This window comes from Curvibacter gracilis ATCC BAA-807, from assembly GCF_000518645.1.
In the GTDB taxonomy this organism is placed as follows: domain Bacteria; phylum Pseudomonadota; class Gammaproteobacteria; order Burkholderiales; family Burkholderiaceae_C; genus Curvibacter; species Curvibacter gracilis.
In genome coordinates, this window is record NZ_JADZ01000042.1 from 19239 (window position 1) to 40795 (window position 21557).

Consider the following 21557-nt stretch of genomic DNA (forward strand, 5'->3'; position numbering starts at 1 on the left):
CCAGGGGTTGGCAAGGGCATCCTTGATTTCGTGAAATTTGTCACACACTGCCCGTATCATCGCGCGCTTGTTGCCCGACCGCGCCATGAACACCCGCCCTGCCCACCCCCTCCCGAATGACGCCCTGCCCCCCGCGCTGAGCCGCCGCGCCACCCTGGCGCTGCTGCTGGCCACGCCCTGGGGCCTGGCCCGGGCCGGGGAGACCCTGACGGGGGCCGGTTCCTCGGCCGCGGCCCCGCTGTACCGGGCCTGGGCCGCGGCCTATGGCAAGACCCAGGACGTGCAGCTGCAGTACGAGGCCAGTGGCTCGTCGGCCGGGCTGAAGAAGATCCGCGCCCAAGAGGTGGCCTTTGGCGCCTCGGATGTGGCCCCCACCGAGGCCGAACTGGGCCGTGACCAACTGCTGCTGGTGCCCACCTTTGTGACCGGCGCCGTGCCGGTGGTGAACCTGCCGCGCGTGCCCCGGGGCCGGCTGCGCCTGACCGGCGAGGTGCTGGCGCAGATCTTCCTGGGCAGCATCACGCGCTGGTCGGCCCCCGAGATCGCGGCCCTGAACCCCGAGCTCAGCCTGCCCGACCTGGCCATCCGCCCGGTGGGCCGCAGCGATGGCTCGGGCACCACCTGGTACGTGGCCGACTACCTGGCCCGCCTGAGCCCGACCTGGAAGGAACGCCTGGGCGCCAAGACCAGCCTGGCCTGGGGCGATCATGTGACGGGCGCCAAGGGCAGCGACGGCGTGGTGCGCGCCGTGCAGGACACGGCGGGCGCCATCGGCTATGTCGACTTCAACTATGTGGGCGCGAACAGCCTGAGCCCGGTGCAGCTGCGCAACGCCGCCGGTGAATTTGCCACGGCGGGCGTGGCCGGCTTCAAGGCCGCCCTGCGCGCCAGCGACTGGACGGCCAGGGGCAACTTCCACGCCAGCCTGGCCAACCTGCCCGGGCCCGGGGTGTGGCCGATCACCATGGGCACCTTCGTGCTGCTGCCACGCGTGAGCAGCCAGCCGGCCGAGACGGCGCGGGCCCTGCGCTTTCTGATGTGGGCCCTGCTCAAGGGCGACTCGGTGGTGGAAGGCCTGAGCTTTGTGCGCCTGCCGGACGCCCTGCAGGCCAGCGCCTTCAAGGCCCTGAGCAGCGTGGTCGACAAGCAAGGCCGCAAGCTGGGCACCGAGGCCTTCTCGGCGGTGGCCCAGGCGGGCTGAACCTGGGCGACAGCGCCCCGCGCCGGCGGGCTCCAAAATCGCGGCCTTTGTGCTGCGCCTCTGCGCAACAACGGTTTTTCTAGGAGCCCTCATGAGCAAACCCTTTGACATCGTGGTGCACGGCGCCACGGGTTTCACCGGCCGCCTGGTGGTCGAATACCTGCTGCGCCAATACCCGAACTCGAACCCGGCCGGCAGTGGCCTGCGTTGGGCCATGGGCGGGCGCAGCGCCGCCAAGCTGGCCGCCGTGCGCGACGAACTGGGCGCCCCGGCCGACACCCCCCTGGTGGTGACCGACAGCAGCGACCCGGCCAGCCTGCAGGCGCTGATGGCGCAGACCCGCCTGGTGCTGACCACGGTCGGCCCCTATCAGCTGTATGGCAACGAACTGGTGGCCGCCTGCGCCCAGGCCGGCGTGGACTACGTGGACCTGTGCGGCGAGCCCGCCTGGATGCGCCACATGATCGATGCCCACGAGGCCCAGGCGCGCGCCAGCGGCGCCCGCATCGTGTTCTCCTGCGGCTTCGACTCCATCCCCTTCGACCTGGGTGTGCTGCTGCTGCAGACCGAGATGAAGGCCCGCTTCGGCCAGCCCGCCCAGCGCGTGCGCGGCCGGGTGCGCAAGATGAAGGGCACCTTCTCGGGCGGCACCGCCGCCAGCCTGAAGGCCACCATGGCCGCCGCCGCCAGCGACCCCGGCGTGCTGGCCCTGCTGCGCAACCCCTTCTCGCTGACCCCGGGCTTTGAAGGCCCGCGCCAGCCCTCGGGCAACAAGCCCGAGCTCGACGAAGCCCTGGGCCTGTGGGTGGCCCCCTTTGTGATGGCGGCCATCAACACCCGCAATGTGCACCGCTCCAACTTTTTGCTGCAACAGGCCTACGGGGCCGATTTCGTGTACGACGAGATGCTGGTCACCGGCGCGGGCGAAAAAGGCCAGGCCATCGCCCAGGCCGTGGCCAATGACAAGTCCATGGGCTCGGACGCCGGCCCCCAACCGGGCGAAGGCCCCTCACGCGAAGAGCGCGAGGCGGGCTACTACGACGTGCTGTTCCTGGGCCACGACAGCGCCGGCCACAGCCTGAAAGTGGGCGTGACGGGCGACCGCGACCCGGGCTATGGCTCCACCTCCAAGATGATCAGCGAGGCCGCGGCCTGCCTGCTGCTCGACAGCGCCGCCACCCCGGGCGGCATCTGGACCCCGGCCTCGGCCATGGGTGACAGGCTCATCGCCCGCCTGCAGGCCCACGCGGGCCTGAGTTTCAGGGTGGAAGACTGAGATCGGGTGCTGGGGACTGAGGCCGAAGCTCAGTCTCCGCGCGCCAGCAGCACCGCCACCTGCTCGCGCAGGCTCTCGGGGCTGAGGCCGGCCGGCGTCATCGGCGCCCCCACCTCCAGCCCGACGCGGTTGAACAGGCCACGACGGAAGGGGCGCACCATGGCGTCGCCCTGCTCGATGCGGCTGAAGAACGAGCCCCACAGATGGGTCAGGGCCATGGGCACCACCGGCACGCTCAGGCCGTCGGCCTGGGCGCGCTGCAGGATCTTCACGATGCCGCCCTTGAAGGGCTGCAGCTGCCCATCGCGGGTGATGCCGCCTTCGGGGAAGATGGCCAGCAGATCGCCCTCGCGCAGCACCTGGGCAGCGCGCTCGAAGGCGGCTTCGTAAGCGGCGGGGTCTTCCTTCTGCGGCGCGATCGGGATGGCCCGGGCCAGGCGGAACAGCGTGCCCAGCAGCGGTGTGCGGAAGATGCGGTGGTCCATCAGGAAGTAGATCGGGCGCGGGCTGGCCGCCATCAGCAGCACGGCATCGACAAAGCTCACATGGTTGCAGGCCAGCACGGCGGCCCCGGCCACCGGCAGGTGCTCGTCGCCACGCACCCGGAAGCGGTAGATGCAGCGTGACATCACCCAGGCCACGAAGCGCAGCAGGTACTCGGGCACCAGCAGGAAGATGTAGCCGGCCACCACCGCATTGGCCAGGCCCACGAACAGGAACACCTGCGGGATGCTGAAGCCCGCGCCCAGCAGGGCGCCGGCGATCACCGAGCTGCCGATCATGAACAGCGCATTGAGGATGTTGTTGGCCGCGATGATGCGGGCCCGGTGGGTGGGCTGGCTGCGCATCTGGATCAGGGCGTACATGGGCACGCTGTACAGGCCGGCGAACAGGCTCAGCAGCAGCAGGTCGGCCATCACATGCCAGTGCGCCGGCTGGGCCACGAAGGCGGCCAGGCCCATCTGCTCGGCTGGCGGCAGGCCGCGCGAGGCGAAGTACAGGTCGATGGCAAACACGCTCATGCCGATGGCGCCCAGCGGCACCAGGCCGATCTCGACATGGCGGCGCGACAACACCTCGCACAGCAGCGAACCGATGCCGATGCCCACCGAGAACACCACCAGCAGCAGCGAGGCCACCTTTTCATCGCCGTGCAGCACCTCTTTGGCAAAGCTGGGGAACTGGCTCAGGAACACCGCGCCGAAGAACCACATCCAGCTGATGCCCAGCAGCGAGCGGAACACCACCACGTTCTCGCGCGCCAGGCGCAGGTTGCGCCAGGTCTCGCTGACCGGGTTCCAGTTGATCTTCAGCCCCGGGTCGGTGGCTGGCGTGGCCGGAATCGCCTGCGCCACGCCACGCCCCAGCAGGGCCAGCAGCACGCAGGCCACGGCCACCTCGGCATGCCCCACGGCGGGCACGGCCACCAGCAGCCCACCCGCCACCTGGCCCAGCAGAATCGCCACGAAGGTGCCCATCTCGACCATGCCATTGCCCCCGGTGAGCTCGCGCTCGCTCAGCACCTGGGGCATATAGGCAAACTTGACCGGCCCGAACAAGGTGCTGTGCAACCCCATCAGGAAGGTGCACAACAGCAACACCGGCACCAGGCCACTGACAAAGCCCCAGGCCGCGATCAGCATGATGGCGATCTCGAGCGACTTGACCAGGCGGATCAGCCGCGTCTTGTCCCACTTGTCGGCCAACTGGCCTGAGGTGGCCGAGAACAGCACATAAGGCAGGATGAACAGTGCCCCGATCACCAGCCCGGCCAGCGAAGGCGGCAACCAGCTGACCTGCAGCTGGTAGGTGACCATCACCGTGAAGGCGAACTTGAACAGGTTGTCGTTGGCCGCACCGCAGAACTGGGTCCAGAAGAACGGTGCAAACCGACGCTGGCGCAGCAGGGCGAACTGGTTGGGGTGCTCGGAATGAGCGTCCTGGACGGAGGGGTTCATGGTGTGACAGAAATCAACGGTGGGCCGAGTTTAGAGGCAGGCGGGCCCGGTGACCTGAGCCCCGAGTGTCTGCAACGCCGTCGTGCAGCGACACGTTTTTGGCACCAGAATGCTCAAAATCACCTTTTAGTAGCCCAATCCGATACCCAAGCCCCTGGCAGACCCCCATGAGCAGCACCGCCGACCTGATCCGCATCCTCAAGCAGGAACTGAAATCCGCCCAGATGACCTATGCCGACCTGGCGCGTGCGCTGGGCATGGCCGAGTCCAGCGTCAAGCGCATGCTGGCCAAGGGCGATCTTTCGCTGTCGCGCATCGACGCGATCTGCCGTGTGCTGCGGCTCGACTTTGCCGACCTGGCCCGCCGGGTGGCCGATGCCCAGCCCCTGCTGGCCCAGCTGACCGAGGCGCAGGAGCGCGCCGTGGTGGCCGACAAGAAGCTGCTGCTGTGCGCCATCTGCGTGCTGAGCCAGTGGACGCTGGAGCAGATCACCCAGACCTACCGCCTGAGCGAGGCCGAGGCGGTGAAGGCCCTGCTGCAACTGGACCGGGTGGGCATCATCGAGCTGCGCCCGTTGAACCGCTACCGCCTCAAGCTGGCCAAGACCTTTCGCTGGCGCCCGCACGGGCCGGTGATGAACTTCTTCCGCGAACACGCCTTGCTGGACTATTTTTCAGGCGCCTTCTCGGGGCCGGACGAGGGCCTGCTGCTGGTGCACGGCAGCATCAGCCGCAGCCTGGCGCCCATGTTCATGGAGCGGCTGCAGCGCGTGGCGCAGGATTTTGCCCAGCAGCACCTGGCCGACCAGAAGCTGCCCGAAAGCCAGCGCGAGGGCTACACCCTGCTGCTGGCCCAGCGCAGCTGGGAGTTCGAGGCCTTCAGCGCGCTGCGGCGCATCCAGCCGCTCAGAACGGGATCGTGATTCACCCCACCTGCACCTTGATGGCGTGGTCGAGCCAGCTGTTGTTGGCAAAACCGCCGGCATTGTCGGTGCGCAGGCGCGGCTGCTCGCGGCCCTCGGCATCGGTGACGCGGCTGGCCAGCACGTGGCTGCCGGTGCGCAGCTCGGTCTCGAAGACGAACTGGCGCCAGGCGAAGCGGCCCAGGTCGGGGCCGGAGAACTGGGCCACGCCCCAGCGCTGGCCGCCATCGACCGACACCTCGACCTGGCGCACGGCGCGGGTGCCGCCAAAGGCCACGCCCAGCACGCGCACCGGCCCGGGCTTGAGCGCCCGCCCGCCCGGGGCGGGGCTGTTGATCCAGGATTTGAGGTCCATCTCCCACAGCGGGGCATCGCCCGGCCCGGGTTCGGCCCCCACGGGGGTGAGGCGGTAATCGCGGGCCATCATGCGGGCCGCGCTCTCCTGCTCGGTGAAGGCCAGGCGGCGGATGTACTTGATCTGGTTCTCGGCGTAGTAGCCGGGCACGATCAGGCGCAAGGGCCCGCCATGGGCCAGCGGCAGCGGCTCGCCATTCATCTCCCAGGCCAGCAAGGCGTCATCCAGGGCGAGCAAAGGCACAGAGCGCTCGGGCAGCAGGCTCAGCGGGTCGATGCCCTCGGGTAGCACCTCGGCACCGGTGGCGGTGATGAAGCGCGCCGCAGGGTCCAGCCCGCCCAGCGCGCTGACCACGCGGCGCAGCGGCACGCCGCTCCAGACCACGCAGCCGGCCGCGCCCACGCCCCAGGGCAGGCCATTGACCTTGCCCGGGATGAAGGCCCGGCCATTGCCGGCCGATTGCAGCACCGTGGCCACGGTCTCCAGGCCCAGCTCACGCAGTTCGCCCAAGGTGATGTCACGGGCCTGCTTGAGGCCGGCCGTCTGCAGCACCCAGGCGTCGCGGTCACTGAGGATGCGGGCCTCGGGTGGCGGCAGGTGGCTGCGCACGAACAACTGGCTGGCCGGGGTGATGACGCTGCTGCCCATGGCGCTGCGCCGGGTTTCGAGGGCCAGGTGGCTGTGCTCTTCCAGGGCGGAGGCATCTTTCCAGGACGCATAGCCGGGCAGCACGCGCGGCTCGGCAAACACCGGGGATTGCCAGCCTCCGAGCAGGCACAGGCCCGCAGCACCACCCAGCCAGCGGCGGCGGGATGCGGAAGAAAGGCAGGCAGTCTGGATGGATTCGGACATGGAACACCGACAAGGAACAGGCTGGCGAACCGGCCTGCCCTTAGGCAGACAGCTCGACAGAGCAGAAAAGGTCTGACCACGATTGTGGACCAAAGCCAGCGCCGGTCCGAGCTGTGCCGTGGGTAGACTTACCCCTATGGCAAAGATCCCCACCTCCTCCACAAGGCCGCAGCACACGCCCGTGCCGGCCATGCCGCTGGAGCGCACCCTGACCTACCGGCTGCACCTGCTGCACAAGCTGACCGACCTGGAAAGCCAGCGCGCCTACCTGGCCGAGGCGGGCCTGCCGCTGAGCGACGGGCGCTGCCTGGCCTCGATCGGGGCTTTCGAGCCGCTGTCGGTGAACGACCTGGCGCACCGGGCCAACCTGAACAAGGGCCAGGCCAGCCGGGCCGCGCAATCGCTGGTGGATCAGGGCCTGGTGCTCAAGCAGGCCAGCCCCACCGATGGCCGAGGCGTGGTGCTGAGCCTGACCGAAGCAGGTCGCAGCCAATGGCGCCGCACCATGGAAGTGATCGAACGGCGCAACCAGGCCATCTTTGGCGCCTTGTCCGAGTCGGACCAGGCCCGCCTGGGCGAGTTGTTCGATCGGCTGATCGAGCATGCGCGCCACCAGGCCACACCCCCTGATGAGGCCGATCAATCCTCGGTGGTGAACACCGTCAGCACCCCGGTGTAGCCATACAGGTGGTGGCGGGCGATCTCGCCACCGGCAAAAAAGCCCACCAGGGGCACATCGCCCAGTGCGTGGCGCACGATCTGCAGCTCGGCACTGGGCCCACCGAAATGCGGGCCGCCGCGCCCTGAACAACTCACGTACACGGCCCCGGCCATGCGGCGCCCGGCCACGGGGCCGGCCTCGGGCAAGCCCGCCGACAGGGCCGTGGCCTGGTCGACGGAGAGCATCTCGGGCTCCAGCTCTTCGCGGATCTCGGCGCAGATGCGCATCAGATCGGCCCGGGCGGCCTGCACGTCGCGGCGGCAGAACGCCAGGCGCATGCCCACCTGCAGCGGGTGCGCCACGGCCACCCCCTGGCGCGCCGGGTCGAGCCCGATGATGTGGCGCACCAGCACATCGGCGCCGAAACGGCCGTGCCGGTCCAGGCTGTCGTCGCCTGCCGCGCTCAGGCCCACCAGGGTGGAGCGCAACACCTCCAGGGCCTGCTGCAGGGCGGGGCTGCGCTGCGGGCCATCGAGGTCGAGCGTGACGCGCAGGTCGCGCAGCAGCACGGCCAGCGCCGGCTCGCCATCCAGGGCCAGCACCACATGGCCGTCGGCGGCCGTCACCTCGTGCACCGGCGCCACCGGCAGGCAGCCCTGGGTCACGCGCGAGATCAGCGACACCTCTTCGGTGAAGGCCACCCCGCTCAGCCCGCCGCGGAACACGCCACGCGCCGCGCCGTGGCCGCGGATGTTGCCATCGCCCCCCACGGCAAACTGCACGCTGCCATGGCGGCTGGCGGCCAGGCCGCCGAACAGGTAGCCCGTGTCGGTGCGGGCGGCCATCTCGGCGATCAGCTCCGCCACATCGGGCGTGCCGGCATCGGCGTGCACCAGCGCGGTATGGGCCTGGAAGCCCAGGCCCAGCGGCGCCACGCCCGAGAACACCCGGTACTGGTGTGCCGGGATGTCGCACAGCATCAGGGACAGGGCAGGTTCGTCAAAGTATTCGGCGTTGTTGGCCGCCACACCGATGCCCACGGTGCCCGCCCAGTCGTTGATCTCGGGCAGCTCGGCCGACAGGAAATCGAGCAGATTCTGGGCCTCGGGGGCGTAATGGTCGGTGATGTAGAGCAGGCCCAGCGTGGGGTTGGACGCATACCCGGGCAAGGCCATCTGGGCCCGCAACTGGGCCAGCACCAGGCCGGCTGCCATGCGCCACTGGGGATGGGTGGCGTGGCCGTGAGGAAAAAGTGACATGAGGACTCCGCGATGGCGTGCCCCCATTCTGCCGCGTCAAAACCCCGTCAGACGCAATCTGGCCCGGTTGGCCCCGGGCCAGCCTGACTTCAGGAGGCGCGGCGCGGCGCGGCCTTCTTGGCAGGGGCTGCCTTCTTGGCCGCCGGGGCCTTGCGGGCGGCGGGCGCCTTCTGGGTGGCGGCCTTGGCCGGGGCGGGGGCCATGGCTTCGGGGCTGGCCTTGGCCTTGGCGGCCTTGGCCACCTTGACGCCGGCACTCACGGCTTCGGCCGTGGTCTTGAGGGCCTCGCGCGCCAGACCGGTGGCCAGGTTGCGCGTGTTGTCCAGGGCCTGGGCCACCGCCGTGTCCTTGATGGCGTCGGTGGCGATCTGCTGGAACTGCTGGGTCAGCGCGCCCCACCATTGCAGGGGGTCGATCACACCGGGAGCAGCCGCTGCCTCGGCCTGCGGGGCGGGTTCTGGCGCGGGGGGCGGTGCGGGCTCGGGTTCCGGCGCGGGGGCCGGAGCCGGTGCGGGGGGTGCCGAGGCCGTGGTGGCGGCGGTGGCAGCGGCAGCCAGGTTGGCCGAGGCCTTCTGCATCTCGGCCACCATGTCGGCGGTCTTGACCTGGAAGGCCTTGGCCACATCGCCCATGCTGAAGTTCATGCCCTTCAGGGTGGCCAGGGTCATCTTCTGCACCTCCAGGGCCTGGATGGTGGCGGCCAGGGCGCGGGCATTCTGATCGAGCCAGAACTGCACGGCTTTGAGTTCGCTGATGCGCTTGTCGATCTCTTCGACGCTCAGGGTGGGGGCCACCCAGCTGGAGAGGCTGGGCATGTTGGGCAGGCCCTGCTGCGCCCCTTTGACGGCCGAACTGGCCAGGTTCTGCAAGAAGTCGAAACCCGGCACAAGTTTGCCGAAGCCGAAGGGGGTGGTGTCCGTCATGTCTGCTCCATCTTCTGAAATTGAGATCGATGGCCGCAGCTTACCGGAGGTCGCACCGCTGGAACAGGCGGAATTGCACCTGATCGGGGCGCTGCACACAAGGCTTGCCTTTGGTTGCAGCGCCCGTGGCGTCAGTGCTTGTGGTGCTCGTGGCCGGCCATGCCGCCCGCCGGCGGCGTGGCCGACACGGGCACGCTGATGTCGAGCTGGCTTTCGGCGCCCTTGGCGTCGCGCAGCTTCAGCGTCAGGGGCAGCTGGCTGTCCTTGGCCAGCGGGGCCTTGAGGTCGAGCAGCATGACGTGGTAGCCGCCGGGCTTGAGCTCCACCGCCTGGCCAGCCGGCAAGGGCAGCGACGGCAGGGCGCGCATCTTCATGACATCCCCTTCCATCTTCATCTCATGCACCTCGGCCAGGCCCGCCGCCGGCGTGCTGACGCCCACCAGGGTGGCGCCCGCCGGGGCGGTGAGGGTCATGAAAGCGCCGGTGGCCTTCTGGCCCGGCACGCTGGCGCGTGCCCAGGCGCCTTGCACCTGCACCACCTGGGCGCTGGCAGGCAAGGCGGCCAGTGCGAGGCTGGCGGCGGCGATCAGGGTCATGAATGCTTTTTGCATGGAGGTCTTTCTGGCAATGGAATCAATGGACATGGGCGGCCGGGGCGGCGGGGGTGGCCGGGACCGACGGGACGACTGCAGCGGCCGGTGCCACCACCTCGAGCAGGGCGGCCGGGGCCTTCAGGCCCCGGGTGGAACTGCCCGAGGCGGGCACCTCGGCCCAGTCGGACTGGCCACCGTCACAGCCCTGCAGCACCTTGAACCACAGCGGCCCGGCCGGGCCGGCCGGCGTGCCACGCAGCACGAACTCATCATAGTAGGCGCCCGGCAAAGCGTTGGCGGGGCCCTGGGCCTGCCAGCGCACCTCGACCACGTCATCTTTGACCAGGTGGCCATGGGCCTCGTAGGGCTGGGCCAGCGCGGCGCGCTGCACACTCAGGGTCCAACCCGCCTTGGGCACCGGCTGGGCGCCGCGAAAGCCCTCGGGCACGCGCACGGTGATGGTGTGGGTGGATTGGCCTTCGCCGCAGGCATGGCCCACCTTGAAGACGGCCTTGTAGGCAGCGCCGGCGGTGGCCTGGGGCTGCTCCAGGGTGACGTGGGCCTGCGCGGCGGCACTCAGCCCGAGGGTCAGGCCCAGAGCGGCCCGGAGGAAAACAGGTTTGAACATGGGATGCGCCTTCAGAAATCAGCCCGCAGATTGGCCTGGTAGCTGCGCTGCGGGTAGGGGTGGAAGTTCCAGTACTGGTAATTGTTCAGGTTGTCGATGCCAAACGAGGCCGTCAGGGTCTTGTCGATGCGCCACAGCACCCGCAGGTCGGTGGTGAAGTAACGGCTCACGCCCATGTAGGTGAAGCCGTTGGTGTCGGCGTTGTTCAGCGTGCGGTACTGGGTGCCGCTGTAGCGCGCGCCCAGGCTGGCGCTCCACTGCGGGTTGAAGTGCCAGGTGGCCTGGGCGGTGGCGCGCCAGCGCGGGATGTTGGGCTGCTGGCGGCCCAGGGTGTCGCCGGGGGTGCTGACGTAGCCTGCGTTCTCCTTGATGATGGAGTGCGCATAGGTCACGCTGCCCAGCACGTCGAGCTCGCGCCAGCCCACGCCCTGGCCATTGAAGGCGGCCTCCAGGCCCTGGGTGTCGATGCGGCCCACGTTCTGCACGCGGCTGATGTTCTTGTTGGCCGCGGCGTCGTACACGGTTTGCGAGTACAGCGCGTCGCGCGTGGTCTCCGCGAAGTAGGTCAGGCGCGCCAGGGCGTTGCCCAGGTCTTTTTCGGCACTCAACTCGGCCGTCCAGGAGCGCTCGGGCTTCAGGTTGGGGTCGTTGATGTACTGCGAGTTGGTGGTCGAGGTGGCGCCGTACAGCTCGGCCACGGTCGGGAAGCGCACGGCCCGGCCCAGCGAGGCCTTGAGCACGGTGTCGGGCTGCCATTGCCAGGACAGCGCGGCCTTGGGCGAGGCAGCCTGCACCGAGCGCTCGGCAAAAGCGAGCGCGCTGCTGGCCGAGAAGGCGGTCTGGCCCTGGGTGGCCGTCCAGTCTTCCAGGCGCAGGCCCAGCACGGCCTTCCAGCGCGGCGCGAAGGCCCACACGTCCTGGGCCCACAGGCTGCGCAACTGGGTGCGACCCTTCACGCTGGAGGCCAGGCTGCCCGACGCATCGCTGAGCCAGTTGTTGCTGAGGGTGCTGGTGACGTAGCTGAGCTTGTAGCTGTCTTGCTGCACGCCGAAGTCGACGATGTGCGCGCCCTGCAAACCGGTGGGGCGCCAGGTGCCCCGTGCGGCCAGGGTGTTCCAGCCGGTGCCACCACCGTCGGCCAGAGTGCCGGCGCCGCCGCTGGCGGCCGCTGGCGCGGGGTTGCTGGCCGCGTTCTGGCGCAGCAGGTCGCGGCTGTAGTCGTACAGGCTGGCGGCCAGCTCCCAGTCCCACTCGCCCTGGGTGTGGCTCTTGAGGGACAGGCCGTGCATGAAGTGGGTGCTGGCCTGGCGGGTCAGCGCAAAGTCGGCGCCGGTCAGGGCCTGCGAGCCCGAGTAGGTGAGCCCGCCAGTGCTGAAAGCCCCGCTGTAGACGGTCTGCCCGGCCGCGTTGCGCAGGTAGGACACCGGGCTGCCCACCGAGGTGTTCTGCCAGATGCCCAGGGTGTAGCTGCCGCGCACGGTGGGCGTGAAGTCATAGGCCAGCTTGGCCTTCACATGGTCCTGCACCGTGTGGTACTGGGTACCGGTGCCGAGCACGATCCACTTCTGGCCGGCGTTGTTGGCATTGGCCACGGCGCCGGTCACTGCGGTGCCCGAGCCAGTGGCGCTGCCGGCACTGAGCAGGCGGGTGGCAAAGGTCAGGGGCTGGCCGTCGCTGTCGGTGTGGTTGAAGTTGAGCCACCACGACAGATCCCCGTTCTTGTTGCCCAGCGAGGCGCTGGTCTGCCAGGCCTTGTAGGTGTCATGGGTGTTGTAGAGGTCGAAAGGCTGGGTGGTGAAGCCGGCCGAGACATGGGCCTCGAACTGGGTGGGCATGCGGGTCACGTAGTCGACCACGGCGCCGGCCGAGTTGCCGGCGTAGGCCGCCGAGAAGGGACCGTACATCACGTCCACGCGCTCGATCTCTTCGGGCGTGACCAGGCCCCAGCGGGGCGGAAAGCTCAGGCCCCCGACCCCGTTGCCCAACAGGTTGGACAGCAGGATGCCGTCGGCATACACCATGGAGCGCGCGCTGTTGCCGGTGCCCGAGGCCCGGGTGGACAGGATGGCGTGGTTGTAGTCGCCGATGTAGCGCTTGCGCACCAGCAGGCTGGGGAAGTACTTGAGCGCGTCTTCGCTGTCGGTGGCGTTGATGGTGGTCTCGATCTGCTCGCGGGTGGCCCCCTCCAGGGTGGTGGGGATCTGCGTGGGCAGCGAGCTGGGCTGGCCGCTGGTGATGGTGACCACGCCCAGCGACTTGCTGGGGGCGTTGTTGTTGTCGTCGGCCTGGGCCAGGGGCAGCAGGGACAAGGCCAGCACACCGGTCAGGACCGGGCCGGTGAAGGCGGTGGAAACACGGGGAAAGGCGACGGCCAGGGCCGCCGCCATGCGGCTTTTGCGCATGGGCACTCCAGAAAAGAACAGGCCTGGGCGCACCGGCGGCTCACATCAGGCGAGCGCAGGCGGTGGCCGGGAAGGCTGGATTTCAGGCGAGTGCGGGCGGGCCGCGAGGCGGCAGGGGCGCCGCCGTGAGGGCCGCGATGCGCGCGGCCGGGATGCTCTGCAGCACATGGCCCAGCGGCAGCACCGGGGGCAGCACCACGGTGTGCACCGGGGGCGGCGCGCCCAGGGCGGCGCACAGAGGGCAGTCGAGGGTGTGGCCGGTCTGGCTGGCCGTGCTGCCGTCGGCCGACTTGACCAGCACCTTGATGGCGCCGGTGGAGGAGCACACCAGCTCCATGTCGAGCGGCGCGACCAGGGGCGAAGCCACCGCCACGCCCAGCGACAGCACAAACCACGCCACCATCAGGCGGGCGAGGTATCGGGCTTGGCGCAGGGTGTGCATGGCGGCTGATTATGCGGGAAAGCTCAGGCCAGCGCAGAGTCCAGCTTGCGCCGCGCCGGGCGTGCCCGGGTGCGGGGGGCCACCAGGCCCCCCATGGCCCGGCACACGCTCTCGGGTGCCGAGTCCACGATGTGGGCGATGTCGCGCAGGTAGGGCAGGTCGCAGTCGCGCACGCGCTGGGTGATCACCCCGGTGGCATGCGCCAGCGTGGTCAGAAAGTGGTCCACCCGACTGGCCACGGTGCCGCTGCGAAGGCGCACGGCCTCGGCGGTGCGCGCCTGCTGCTGTAGGAAGGCATCGGCCAGCACACGGTGCCGGGCGGCCTCGTCGGCCAGGGCCAGGGGCACGGCCTCGCTGTCGACCACCGCGGTGGCCGAGAACGAATAGCGCTCGCTGCACAAGGCTTCCACCCCCAGCAGATCCCCTGGCAAGGCCAATTGCACAAAGGCCACGCCTTCGTCGCTGACACGCTCCAGGCGGAACACCCCGCGGGTGACGCGCCACACCGGGCCCACGGCACCGGCTTCCAACAATGAATCGCCCATGCGCAAGGACTTGGCCTCGCCGGGCAGCTGAATTTCTTGACAGGTCATCAAGACCCCCTTGATAAGACGAACGCCAGGGACAGGCAAAAAGCGTTCCCAGGCATGCATGACTGAGCCCGAAGCCGACGGCAAGGGTCGGCCCGGTCCGAAGCGGCGTCAGGCCGATCCGGGTGGGCCGCGCGCCGGCAGCGGGGCGCTGGCCGCGCGGGGCACAGGCCCGGCACCACGGGGCGCACCGGGCGCCAGGGCCGCGACCCAGGTCGGTGCGGCCAGGGCCGAGGGGCCGGGTGCCGGGGCCAGACCCGGCAGACAGGCCGGGCAGTCCAGCGTGTGGGCCAGGGCGATCCAGACGCCATCGGCCCCGTCGGCGCTGTTGCTGCCCACCACCAAGCGACGCGCGCCCGCCGAGGTGCACACCTCCTGCCAATCCACCGGATGGATCAGCGGCGAGGCCACCGAGGCGCCGACGAACAGCACGAACCACGCCAGCATGGAGCGGGCGAAGAGCTGACGTGGGCGGATGGACGGCATTTCCGAATTATGTCGCACCGCAGCAAGTCAAGCGCGGGACGCCCGACTGCCCCGGCAGGCCTTTACGATGGCGAGCGCCGGCGGCGGCAAGCGGCCGGCCCCATGAACGACCAACAGGAGACCCCCGATGCTGAAACTTTGCGGATTTGCGGCAAGCAACTATTACAACAAGGTCAAACTGGCCCTGCTGGAGAAGGGCCTGCCCTTCGAAGAGGAACTCGCCTGGGTGGGCGAGGTGGACCTGCAGGCCAGCCCGATGGGCAAGGTGCCCTACCTGAAGACCGAACACGGCGCCCTGAGTGAGTCGGCCGTGATCTGCGAATACATCGAACAGACCCACCCGGCCCAGCCCCTGCTGCCGGCCGACCCCTTTGCCGCCGCCAAGGTGCGCGAGTTGATCACCTACCTGGAGCTGCACCTGGAGCTGGTGGCCCGCAACCTGTACCCGCAGGCCTTTTTCGGAGGCCAGGTGAGCGAGGGCACGCGCGAGAAGATCAGCGCCCAGCTTGAGAAGAACATCGCGGCCTTTGCCAAGCTGGCCCGCTTTGACCAGCCCTTCATCGCAGGCGATCAATTCAGCCTGGCCGACTGCACCGCCATCGTGCACCTGCCGCTGATCAGCGGCGCCACCAAGATCGTCTATGGCCGCGACTACCTGGCCGAGCTGCCGGTGCGCGACTACCTCAAGCGCATGGGTGAGCGCCCGCACGTGCAGAAGATCAATGCCGACCGCAAGGCCAACACCGAGCTGATGCTGAGCCGGCGCAAGTAAGCCGAGGCGCCCCTGCGGGCCCGGACTCAAGCCCCTCAGAACCGGGCCGGGCGGCGCTCACGCAAGGCGCTGATGCCCTCGCGCACATCCGGGCCGGCAAAGCCCAAAAATTCGAGCGCCAGCGAGCTGTCGAAGGTGGGCCCGGCCTGGCGCAGCCAGTTGTTGAGCGCGTACTTGGTCCAGCGGATGGCGCTCTGGCTGCCCGCGGCCAGGCGCTCGGCCACCTCGTAGGCGCGTGGCAACAGCTCGGCCTCGTCCACCGCCAACGACACCAGGCCGATGCGCTCGGCCTCCTCGCCCGACAGGGGCTCGCACAGCAGCAGGTAGTACTTGGCCCGTGCCATGCCGCACAGCAGCGGCCAGACGATGGCCGCGTGGTCACCGGCGGCCACGCCCAGCTTGGTGTGGCCGTCCACGATGCGGGCATTGCGCGCGGCGATCGACACGTCGGCCAGCAGGCCGGCCACCAGGCCCGCCCCCACCGCCGGCCCGTGCATGGCGCTGACGATGGGCTTGTCGCAGTTGATCAGGTTGTAGACCAGGTCGCGCGCCTCTTTCCAGACCCGCACCCGGGTCTCGTGGCTGTCGCTCATCTCCTGCACCATGGCCAGATCGCCACCGCCCGAGAAGCCCCCGGCCTCGCCGCGCAGCACCGCCACCCGCACGCTGTCGTCGGCCGACACATCGCGCCAGATCTCGGCCAGCTCGCGGTGGCCCGCATGGCCTGCGGTGGGCAACTTGCCGTTGAGGGCGCGCATCTGGATGTCCAGCACCTGCCCTTCGGGGCCGCGGCGGCTGATGGCCAGGGTGGTGTAGCGCGTGTAGTCGGGTGCCGGGGTGGCGTGGCTCGTCATGTCGGTCTCCTGGGTCTTGGGTTGGACTCGCCCGGATTGTGCGGCGCCCCAGGCGCAACGCGCTGTCACCTGCAGTGCCCGTCATCACCCCCATGCCCGCCCTTGACCACGATCAAAGACGGCACCCGGCACCAGGCAGATCATGAAGCCATGGCCCAGGAGACCGGGCCGAACCAGAGATCAGAAAGCAGAGATCAGAAAGGCCACCATGCACCCTCACCTCACCCAACCCTTCCGCGAACAACTGCTGGCCCAGCGTGCCTCGTTGATTGAACAACTGGCCCTGCAGCGCGGCGGCCTGGTCGACCGCGCGCAAGCCGAGGGCCGCGCCCCGCAACCCGAAGATTCACACGCCCAATCGGCCACCGAGCGTGAACTGGCTTTTGCACTCGATGAACGCGAAACCGCCGAAGTGGCGGCCATCGATGCCGCCCTCAAGCGAATCGACGAAGGCCACTACGGCGAATGCCTGGACTGCGGCGTCGAGATCCCGGCGGCGCGGCTGCATGCCGCCCCCGAGGCCGAGCGCTGCATCCGCTGCCAGGAAGCCCTGGAACACACCCACGCGCACTGAGCCTGCCTGCGCAGCCCGTGCCGTCCCTTCATCACTCACCCACCTCAGAAAGAGAGACCTCATGACCACTTTTCACGCCGTCGTCTGGCTGGACCATTCCGAAGCCCATGTGCTGATGTTCGACCGCGAGCATGTGGAAGCCCAGCGCATCAAGTCGCGCAGCCACCACAAGCACCAGGGCAAGACCGCCGACGACGTGGCCTTCTACGCCACCATCGCCGAAGCCCTGGCCGGCACCCGCGAAGTGCTGCTGACCGGCCCCGGCCTGGCCCGCACCAACTTCCGTGACTGGTGCGCCAGCCACCAGAAGGCGGTTGCCGGTGTGATCGTCGACTCGATCGCCGCCGACCACCCCACCGACGCCCAGCTGGTGGCCCTGGCCCGCCAGTACTTCAAGAAGTTCGACAACCTGGCCGCCGACCCCTCCGTGGCCTGAAACCCGCGCGGCCCAGGCCGCGCGCCGAACACAGCCCCCGTCGCCCACCGGCCCGGGGGCTTTTTCATGGGCGCAACGGCGCGCAAATGGTGTTTTCTGCGGCGAATTTCACGCTGAAGCCCTGTTGTTGCGCCGCTCGTCTGCGCCAAAACGGGGGGCACTTTCGATAATCGGCCTCCGTTCCCCCGGCCCCCAACAAGATGACCCCCACCCCACCCCCCTTGAGCCTGCGACACCCCTTTGTGCTGGCGACCGCCCTGGTCACCGCCCTGACCCTGGGTGCCTGCCAAAGTCCGCCCCCGGCCCCGGTGCCCGCCGCCGCGGCGCCCGCCCCTTACAGCGGCCCCACCCTGGCCGTGGCCCAGTCGCCACGCGGGGTGCAGATCTTTCTGCCTGGCTCGGCCCTGTTCGAAACCGGCCAGGCCAGCCTGAACCCGGCCGAATCCGGCCCCTACCTCAGCCGCGTGGCCGATCTGCTGCTGCACAAGACCGAGCATCCGGTGGTGCTGGAAGGCCACACCGACAACACCGGCTCGGACGCCACCAACCAGGCCCTGTCCGAAGCCCGGGCGCAGACCGTGCGGCGCGAACTGATCGCCCTGGGCGTGCCCGCGCAGCGCCTGAAAACCGAGGCTTACTCGTACAAGCGCCCGGTCGCCTCCAACGCCACCGAAGAGGGGCGGCGCCTGAACCGGCGCGTCGAGGTGCTGGTGCTGGACGAGCAACTCGACACCCTGACCCGAGGTGAGGCCCCCAACGCCTTCGAATCGGCCTGGGACCGACTCAAATCCATGATCGACCAGGGCCTGGTGCGCCCGGCAGCCGCTTCATGATGCCAAGCACCCCAGACGACCACCTGCCCCGCCGCAGCCTGGGCACCGCGGTGCTGGGCCTGGCGCTCCTGGCCCACACCGCCCGCACGGCCGACGCTGCAGTCAAGCCCCTGACGCCGGCCCCCGCCACCCCTCCGAGCAAACCCATCGGAAACCCGGTGCCCCGGGTGGCCTTGGCGCTGGGTGGCGGCTCGGCGCGCGGCTTTGCCCACATCGGCGTGCTCAAGGCCCTGGACGAGGCGGGCTACCGCGCCGATGCCGTGGCCGGTACCAGCGCCGGGGCCCTGATCGGCGCCTGCTACGCCGCCGGCATGAGCCCCTGGCAGATCGAGGAGATCGCGCTCAAGGTGCGCGACCTGGACGTGGCCGACCTGAGCGCTGCCAACAAACGCGGCCTGTTTGCCGGCGAGGCCTTGCAAAAGCTGGTCAATGAGCAACTGCGCCAGCAGCCCATCGAGCGCTTTCGCATCCCCTTCTGTGCCGTGACCACCCAACTGGTCAGCGGCGAGCTGCTGGCCCTGAAAAGCGGCGACGCCGGTTTGGCCGTGCGCGCCTCCTGCGCCATCCCGGGCGTGTTCGTGCCCGCCATGGTGAATGGTCAGGAGCTGGTGGACGGCGGACTGGTCAGCCCGCTGCCGGTGCAGCAGGCACGCCAGCTGGGGGCCGATTTCGTGATTGCGGTGGATGTCAGCACACCGCCGCGCAACAACACCGGCGCCGGCCTGTACGAGGTGATCCTGCAATCGTTCGAGATCATGGGCCGGGCCCTGATCCAGCTGGAGGCCAAGCAGGCCGATCTGGTGATCCGGCCCGACACCAGCCGCTTCAGCAGCACCGACTTCCAGTCGCGGCGCGAGATGATCCAGGCCGGCTACGAGGCCGGTCGCCGGGCCCTGCCCGAGCTGGCCCGTCGCCTGCCGGGCAAGGCCCGGGCGGGCTGAGCCGTGCCGCCTGGCGCCGGGGCTGCTATCCTCCGGCGCCATGAAAAGCCTGTTCCACCTCGCCTACAACGTCACCGATCTGGACACGGCGCGTCGCTTCTATGGCGACGTGCTGGGCTGCCGTGAAGGGCGCAGCACCGCCACCTGGGTGGATTTCGATTTCTTCGGCCACCAGCTCTCGCTGCACCTGGGCACCCCGTTCGCCACCGCGCCCACCGGCCATGTGGGGGACAAGCTGGTGCCCATGCCCCATCTGGGGGTGATCCTGGAAACCCCCGACTGGCAGGCCCTGGCAGCCCGGCTGCAGGCCGCAGGCACCGAGTTCGTGCTGCCGCCCCAGCTGCGCTTTGAAGGCCAGCCCGGCCAGCAATGGACGATGTTCTTCTGCGACCCCTTCGGCAACCCGATCGAGGTCAAGGGCTTCGACTCGCTGGACTCGGTCTACGAAAGCTGAGCCGTGACCAGCTACACATTCACCTCGGCCACCATCTTGCTGCTGCTGATCACCGATCCGCTGGGCAACATCCCGATCTTCGCCAGCGCCCTGCGCAACGTGCCGCCCAGCCGCCGGCCCTGGGTCATCGTGCGGGAGGTGGCGATTGCCTTCGGCCTGCTGCTCAGCTTCATGTTCATGGGCGAAGGCTTTCTGCGCCAGATGAACCTGAGCGATCTGGCCCTGCAACTGGCCGGCGCGGTGGTGCTGTTCCTGATCGCGCTGCGCATGATCTTCCCCAGCGCCCGCGAGGCCGGCAGCCCGCTGCCCGAGGGCGAACCCCTGATCGTGCCGCTGGCCATCCCCGCCCTGGCCGGCCCCTCGGCCCTGGCCACCGTGCTGCTGCTGGTGTCACAGGCGCCCGAGCGGCGCCTGGAGTGGGTGGGCGCCCTGAGCGTGACCATGGCGGTGTGCGCCGTGGTGCTGGTGCTGGCCGACCGCATCCAGCGGCTGGTGGGCGAGCGGGTGGTGCTGGCCTTCGAGCGCCTGATGGGGCTGATCCTGGTGGCGGTGTCGGTGGAGATGCTGCTGCGGGGGTTGAAGGTGTTGGTGCCGCAGCTGACTCACGGCTGAGCACGGCGGCCATCGAGACTGCGATCGAAGAAGGCCACCACGTCTTCGGCCAGTCCTTGCTGGAATGCCTCACGGTCAAAGCCCGCCGGGTCGGATGCCGGGTCGCCCGCGTCCGACGGGATGGAACGCGAAGGCTTGGCCATGAAGGCAAAGTGCCCGGCCCCAGGCACCGAGACGGCTTCGGCCTTGGGCACCTGCCGGGCCAGCCAGTCGCCGTGGTATCGGCTGTTGAGCACCTGATCGAACTGCGCGGTATAGATCCGGACAGGCACCCGCACCTGCTGCAGGGCGGCAGCGTCAAACACCACCCCGACAGGGGCCATGGCCAGCACGGCCCGGATCCGCGGGTCTCCGACCCGCGTGGCGTCCTCCGCCACCGCCGCCGCAGGCTTGGCTCCCGGGGTGCTGGCCAGGGCCCCGTTGCCCAGCCGGCAGAACATGGGGTCGTCGCTGACCTGACGGCAATGCTGCCCCGCCAGCGCAGGCTGGACCTGATCGGCGGCCAGCGCCATGACGGTGTAGCCCCCAGCCGAGTGCCCCAGCGCCCCGATGCGCCCCTCCGGCACACGGGGGCCCCATTGAGGATCGGCCAGCACCGCATCGATCACGCGGCTGGCCTGATGGGCGCGCTCGCCGAAATAGCGGCCTGAGTTGACCAGGTTGCGATCCTGCCAGTCGTCATGGGGATGGCGGGGCGCGGCGACCAGATAGCCCTGCGCGGCCAGGCGGGTGGCCAGGTTGTGGTGCCCCAGTTCGCTGCCGCCGGTGCCATGCGACAACAGGATCAAGCCCTTGAAACGGGCTTCGGCAGGCGCACCCGGCGCCACTTCAGGCGCCCACAGCCCCATGGGTACGGCCTTGGCGGGGGCCTGGGTCGGGTAGAACAGGGCCACCGGAATCGGATCCTCGCCGGGCACGGTGATCTGGCGCATGCCCGCCTGGAAGGCCTGGGCCGAGAAGCTGAGCGCCAACAAGGCCCCGGCACCGAGCACCCGGCGCCACAAGGCGCGGGGCTGGGAAGCGCGCTGACCGACACGCAGGTGGTTGACAGTGATGCGGGCTGTGAAGCAAGTCATTTTGATCCTCCGGATGTTGTTGAACCGCATGCGCCATGTGAGCGCCTTGGGGCAGACTTTCATCCAGAAGAGCCTTTGTCGCGAGCCTGCTGCGACGGGATGCAGCAAAGCGGCGCGAAATGCCGGCAGGGGCTGCCGAGGCGCGTCATCCACGCCATGGGCGCCAGCGACCCCCCGCCTGTGTCACCTTCTGCTCGCTGGCTTCCAACGGATTCGTGCGCCTTCATCTCGATGCAGCGCTTCTCTGCAATGCCGCTGTAGCCCTTGGGTCACTGAGTGGCGGACAGGTGTTGCCGCTGCGCTCTGAGGCTTCTGTTATGTGTTTGAGGGCGGAGGCCGGGGTTGCGGCCCGGCGGCCGCCTCACTTTCTTTGCTTCGCCAAAGAAAGTAAGCAAAGAAAGGCGACCCGAAGTCAGGGCCACTTCGTGGTTCCCTGCGCTGCTCGCGCCAGGGGGG

At 69.3% G+C, this 21557-nt stretch carries 23 protein-coding genes; 11 read left to right on the plus strand and 12 right to left on the minus strand.

Annotated elements, in window-relative coordinates; translation table 11 throughout:
- Positions 1-85 precede the first annotated feature (85 nt).
- Both pstS and L880_RS0123615 read left to right on the plus strand, forming a co-directional pair.
- Complete coding sequence (pstS, locus tag L880_RS0123610; RefSeq protein WP_084461604.1) at positions 86-1201, plus strand: phosphate ABC transporter substrate-binding protein PstS; 1116 nt, start codon at positions 86-88, stop codon at positions 1199-1201.
- 91 nt (positions 1202-1292) lie between these two features.
- The gene (locus L880_RS0123615; RefSeq protein ID WP_027477761.1) at positions 1293-2477 is read left to right on the plus strand and encodes a saccharopine dehydrogenase family protein; all 1185 of its coding nucleotides are present in this window, start codon (positions 1293-1295) and stop codon (positions 2475-2477) included.
- Positions 2478-2506: 29 nt separating this feature from the next.
- Here L880_RS0123615 and L880_RS0123620 read toward each other — a convergent pair whose 3' ends face one another.
- Positions 2507-4435 (minus strand): MFS transporter, encoded by a 1929-nt coding sequence (locus tag L880_RS0123620; RefSeq protein ID WP_027477762.1) that lies wholly within the window; start codon positions 4433-4435, stop codon positions 2507-2509.
- 167 nt (positions 4436-4602) lie between these two features.
- Here L880_RS0123620 and L880_RS0123625 point away from each other — a divergent pair, with 167 nt between their 5' ends.
- Positions 4603-5358: a helix-turn-helix domain-containing protein gene (locus L880_RS0123625; RefSeq protein WP_027477763.1), complete on the plus strand. Its 756-nt coding sequence runs from the start codon at positions 4603-4605 to the stop codon at positions 5356-5358.
- A gap of 1 nt (position 5359) precedes the next feature.
- Here the strand turns inward: L880_RS0123625 and L880_RS0123630 are convergent, their stop codons facing one another.
- A complete protein-coding gene (locus L880_RS0123630; protein ID WP_027477764.1) occupies positions 5360-6565 on the minus strand; it encodes a sulfite oxidase in 1206 nt (401 codons plus the stop codon).
- A 136-nt stretch (positions 6566-6701) separates the two neighbouring features.
- Between L880_RS0123630 and L880_RS0123635 the strand changes: the two genes are divergently transcribed.
- Complete coding sequence (locus tag L880_RS0123635; RefSeq protein WP_027477765.1) at positions 6702-7244, plus strand: MarR family winged helix-turn-helix transcriptional regulator; 543 nt, start codon at positions 6702-6704, stop codon at positions 7242-7244.
- Here L880_RS0123635 and L880_RS0123640 read toward each other — a convergent pair.
- The 8 genes from L880_RS0123640 to L880_RS0123675 all read right to left on the minus strand — a co-directional run bounded on the left by L880_RS0123640 (position 7205) and on the right by L880_RS0123675 (position 14549).
- Positions 7205-8485 carry an FIST signal transduction protein gene (locus L880_RS0123640; RefSeq protein ID WP_027477766.1) on the minus strand — a complete coding sequence of 427 codons (1281 nt, stop codon included), beginning with the start codon at positions 8483-8485 and terminating at the stop codon, positions 7205-7207. The genes L880_RS0123635 and L880_RS0123640 overlap by 40 nt on opposite strands.
- Positions 8486-8574: 89 nt before the next feature.
- Positions 8575-9408: a PhaM family polyhydroxyalkanoate granule multifunctional regulatory protein gene (locus L880_RS0123645; RefSeq protein ID WP_027477767.1), complete on the minus strand. Its 834-nt coding sequence runs from the start codon at positions 9406-9408 to the stop codon at positions 8575-8577.
- Between the two features lie 131 nt (positions 9409-9539).
- Positions 9540-10019: a copper chaperone PCu(A)C gene (locus L880_RS0123650; RefSeq protein WP_027477768.1), complete on the minus strand. Its 480-nt coding sequence runs from the start codon at positions 10017-10019 to the stop codon at positions 9540-9542.
- A 22-nt stretch (positions 10020-10041) separates the two neighbouring features.
- Positions 10042-10629, minus strand: a complete 588-nt coding sequence (locus L880_RS0123655; RefSeq protein WP_027477769.1) for a YcnI family copper-binding membrane protein — start codon at positions 10627-10629, stop codon at positions 10042-10044.
- Positions 10630-10640: 11 nt separating this feature from the next.
- On the minus strand, positions 10641-13031 hold the full coding sequence (locus L880_RS0123660; protein WP_027477770.1) for a TonB-dependent receptor: 2391 nt from the start codon (positions 13029-13031) through the stop codon (positions 10641-10643).
- A gap of 82 nt (positions 13032-13113) precedes the next feature.
- Positions 13114-13473, minus strand: a complete 360-nt coding sequence (locus L880_RS0123665; protein WP_027477771.1) for a DUF2946 family protein — start codon at positions 13471-13473, stop codon at positions 13114-13116.
- A gap of 23 nt (positions 13474-13496) precedes the next feature.
- Complete coding sequence (locus tag L880_RS0123670) at positions 13497-14066, minus strand: Crp/Fnr family transcriptional regulator (protein WP_027477772.1); 570 nt, start codon at positions 14064-14066, stop codon at positions 13497-13499.
- A gap of 108 nt (positions 14067-14174) precedes the next feature.
- Entirely contained in the window at positions 14175-14549 is a 375-nt protein-coding gene (locus L880_RS0123675) for a hypothetical protein (protein ID WP_027477773.1), read from the minus strand.
- A gap of 127 nt (positions 14550-14676) precedes the next feature.
- Between L880_RS0123675 and L880_RS0123680 the strand changes: the two genes are divergently transcribed.
- Complete coding sequence (locus L880_RS0123680) at positions 14677-15321, plus strand: glutathione S-transferase (protein WP_027477774.1); 645 nt, start codon at positions 14677-14679, stop codon at positions 15319-15321.
- 35 nt (positions 15322-15356) lie between these two features.
- Here L880_RS0123680 and L880_RS0123685 read toward each other — a convergent pair whose 3' ends face one another.
- A complete protein-coding gene (locus L880_RS0123685) occupies positions 15357-16175 on the minus strand; it encodes an enoyl-CoA hydratase/isomerase family protein (protein WP_027477775.1) in 819 nt (272 codons plus the stop codon).
- A 208-nt stretch (positions 16176-16383) separates the two neighbouring features.
- Between L880_RS0123685 and L880_RS0123690 the strand changes: the two genes are divergently transcribed.
- The 6 genes from L880_RS0123690 (at position 16384) to L880_RS0123715 (ending at position 20025) form a co-directional block, all read left to right on the plus strand.
- A complete protein-coding gene (locus L880_RS0123690; RefSeq protein ID WP_027477776.1) occupies positions 16384-16749 on the plus strand; it encodes a TraR/DksA family transcriptional regulator in 366 nt (121 codons plus the stop codon).
- Between the two features lie 61 nt (positions 16750-16810).
- A complete protein-coding gene (locus tag L880_RS0123695) occupies positions 16811-17185 on the plus strand; it encodes a hypothetical protein (RefSeq protein ID WP_027477777.1) in 375 nt (124 codons plus the stop codon).
- A 200-nt stretch (positions 17186-17385) separates the two neighbouring features.
- Complete coding sequence (locus L880_RS34540; RefSeq protein WP_084461600.1) at positions 17386-18018, plus strand: OmpA family protein; 633 nt, start codon at positions 17386-17388, stop codon at positions 18016-18018.
- Positions 18018-18959 (plus strand): patatin-like phospholipase family protein, encoded by a 942-nt coding sequence (locus L880_RS0123705; protein ID WP_084461608.1) that lies wholly within the window; start codon positions 18018-18020, stop codon positions 18957-18959. Before L880_RS34540 ends, L880_RS0123705 begins: the two co-directional genes overlap by 1 nt.
- Positions 18960-18999: 40 nt before the next feature.
- Positions 19000-19413, plus strand: coding sequence for a VOC family protein (locus tag L880_RS0123710; protein ID WP_027477779.1), 414 nt, complete (start codon positions 19000-19002; stop codon positions 19411-19413).
- 3 nt (positions 19414-19416) lie between these two features.
- Positions 19417-20025 carry a MarC family protein gene (locus tag L880_RS0123715; RefSeq protein WP_027477780.1) on the plus strand — a complete coding sequence of 203 codons (609 nt, stop codon included), beginning with the start codon at positions 19417-19419 and terminating at the stop codon, positions 20023-20025.
- On the opposite strand, the gene L880_RS33355 is transcribed toward L880_RS0123715, so the two are convergent.
- Entirely contained in the window at positions 20016-21101 is a 1086-nt protein-coding gene (locus L880_RS33355) for an alpha/beta hydrolase family protein (RefSeq protein WP_245615333.1), read from the minus strand. The two genes, L880_RS0123715 and L880_RS33355, sit on opposite strands and share 10 nt — an antisense overlap.
- Positions 21102-21557: the final 456 nt, after the last annotated feature.

What these genes read in the sequence shown, in the direction of transcription:
- pstS (WP_084461604.1), top strand. Translation starts at nt 86, where the DNA reads ATGAACACCCGCCCTGCCCACCCCCTCCCGAATGACGCCCTGCCCCCC.
- L880_RS0123615 (WP_027477761.1), top strand. Translation starts at nt 1,293, where the DNA reads ATGAGCAAACCCTTTGACATCGTGGTGCACGGCGCCACGGGTTTCACC.
- L880_RS0123620 (WP_027477762.1), bottom strand. Translation starts at nt 4,435, where the DNA reads ATGAACCCCTCCGTCCAGGACGCTCATTCCGAGCACCCCAACCAGTTC.
- L880_RS0123625 (WP_027477763.1), top strand. Translation starts at nt 4,603, where the DNA reads ATGAGCAGCACCGCCGACCTGATCCGCATCCTCAAGCAGGAACTGAAA.
- L880_RS0123630 (WP_027477764.1), bottom strand. Translation starts at nt 6,565, where the DNA reads ATGTCCGAATCCATCCAGACTGCCTGCCTTTCTTCCGCATCCCGCCGC.
- L880_RS0123635 (WP_027477765.1), top strand. Translation starts at nt 6,702, where the DNA reads ATGGCAAAGATCCCCACCTCCTCCACAAGGCCGCAGCACACGCCCGTG.
- L880_RS0123640 (WP_027477766.1), bottom strand. Translation starts at nt 8,485, where the DNA reads ATGTCACTTTTTCCTCACGGCCACGCCACCCATCCCCAGTGGCGCATG.
- L880_RS0123645 (WP_027477767.1), bottom strand. Translation starts at nt 9,408, where the DNA reads ATGACGGACACCACCCCCTTCGGCTTCGGCAAACTTGTGCCGGGTTTC.
- L880_RS0123650 (WP_027477768.1), bottom strand. Translation starts at nt 10,019, where the DNA reads ATGCAAAAAGCATTCATGACCCTGATCGCCGCCGCCAGCCTCGCACTG.
- L880_RS0123655 (WP_027477769.1), bottom strand. Translation starts at nt 10,629, where the DNA reads ATGTTCAAACCTGTTTTCCTCCGGGCCGCTCTGGGCCTGACCCTCGGG.
- L880_RS0123660 (WP_027477770.1), bottom strand. Translation starts at nt 13,031, where the DNA reads ATGCGCAAAAGCCGCATGGCGGCGGCCCTGGCCGTCGCCTTTCCCCGT.
- L880_RS0123665 (WP_027477771.1), bottom strand. Translation starts at nt 13,473, where the DNA reads ATGCACACCCTGCGCCAAGCCCGATACCTCGCCCGCCTGATGGTGGCG.
- L880_RS0123670 (WP_027477772.1), bottom strand. Translation starts at nt 14,066, where the DNA reads ATGACCTGTCAAGAAATTCAGCTGCCCGGCGAGGCCAAGTCCTTGCGC.
- L880_RS0123675 (WP_027477773.1), bottom strand. Translation starts at nt 14,549, where the DNA reads ATGCCGTCCATCCGCCCACGTCAGCTCTTCGCCCGCTCCATGCTGGCG.
- L880_RS0123680 (WP_027477774.1), top strand. Translation starts at nt 14,677, where the DNA reads ATGCTGAAACTTTGCGGATTTGCGGCAAGCAACTATTACAACAAGGTC.
- L880_RS0123685 (WP_027477775.1), bottom strand. Translation starts at nt 16,175, where the DNA reads ATGACGAGCCACGCCACCCCGGCACCCGACTACACGCGCTACACCACC.
- L880_RS0123690 (WP_027477776.1), top strand. Translation starts at nt 16,384, where the DNA reads ATGCACCCTCACCTCACCCAACCCTTCCGCGAACAACTGCTGGCCCAG.
- L880_RS0123695 (WP_027477777.1), top strand. Translation starts at nt 16,811, where the DNA reads ATGACCACTTTTCACGCCGTCGTCTGGCTGGACCATTCCGAAGCCCAT.
- L880_RS34540 (WP_084461600.1), top strand. Translation starts at nt 17,386, where the DNA reads ATGACCCCCACCCCACCCCCCTTGAGCCTGCGACACCCCTTTGTGCTG.
- L880_RS0123705 (WP_084461608.1), top strand. Translation starts at nt 18,018, where the DNA reads ATGCCAAGCACCCCAGACGACCACCTGCCCCGCCGCAGCCTGGGCACC.
- L880_RS0123710 (WP_027477779.1), top strand. Translation starts at nt 19,000, where the DNA reads ATGAAAAGCCTGTTCCACCTCGCCTACAACGTCACCGATCTGGACACG.
- L880_RS33355 (WP_245615333.1), bottom strand. Translation starts at nt 21,101, where the DNA reads ATGACTTGCTTCACAGCCCGCATCACTGTCAACCACCTGCGTGTCGGT.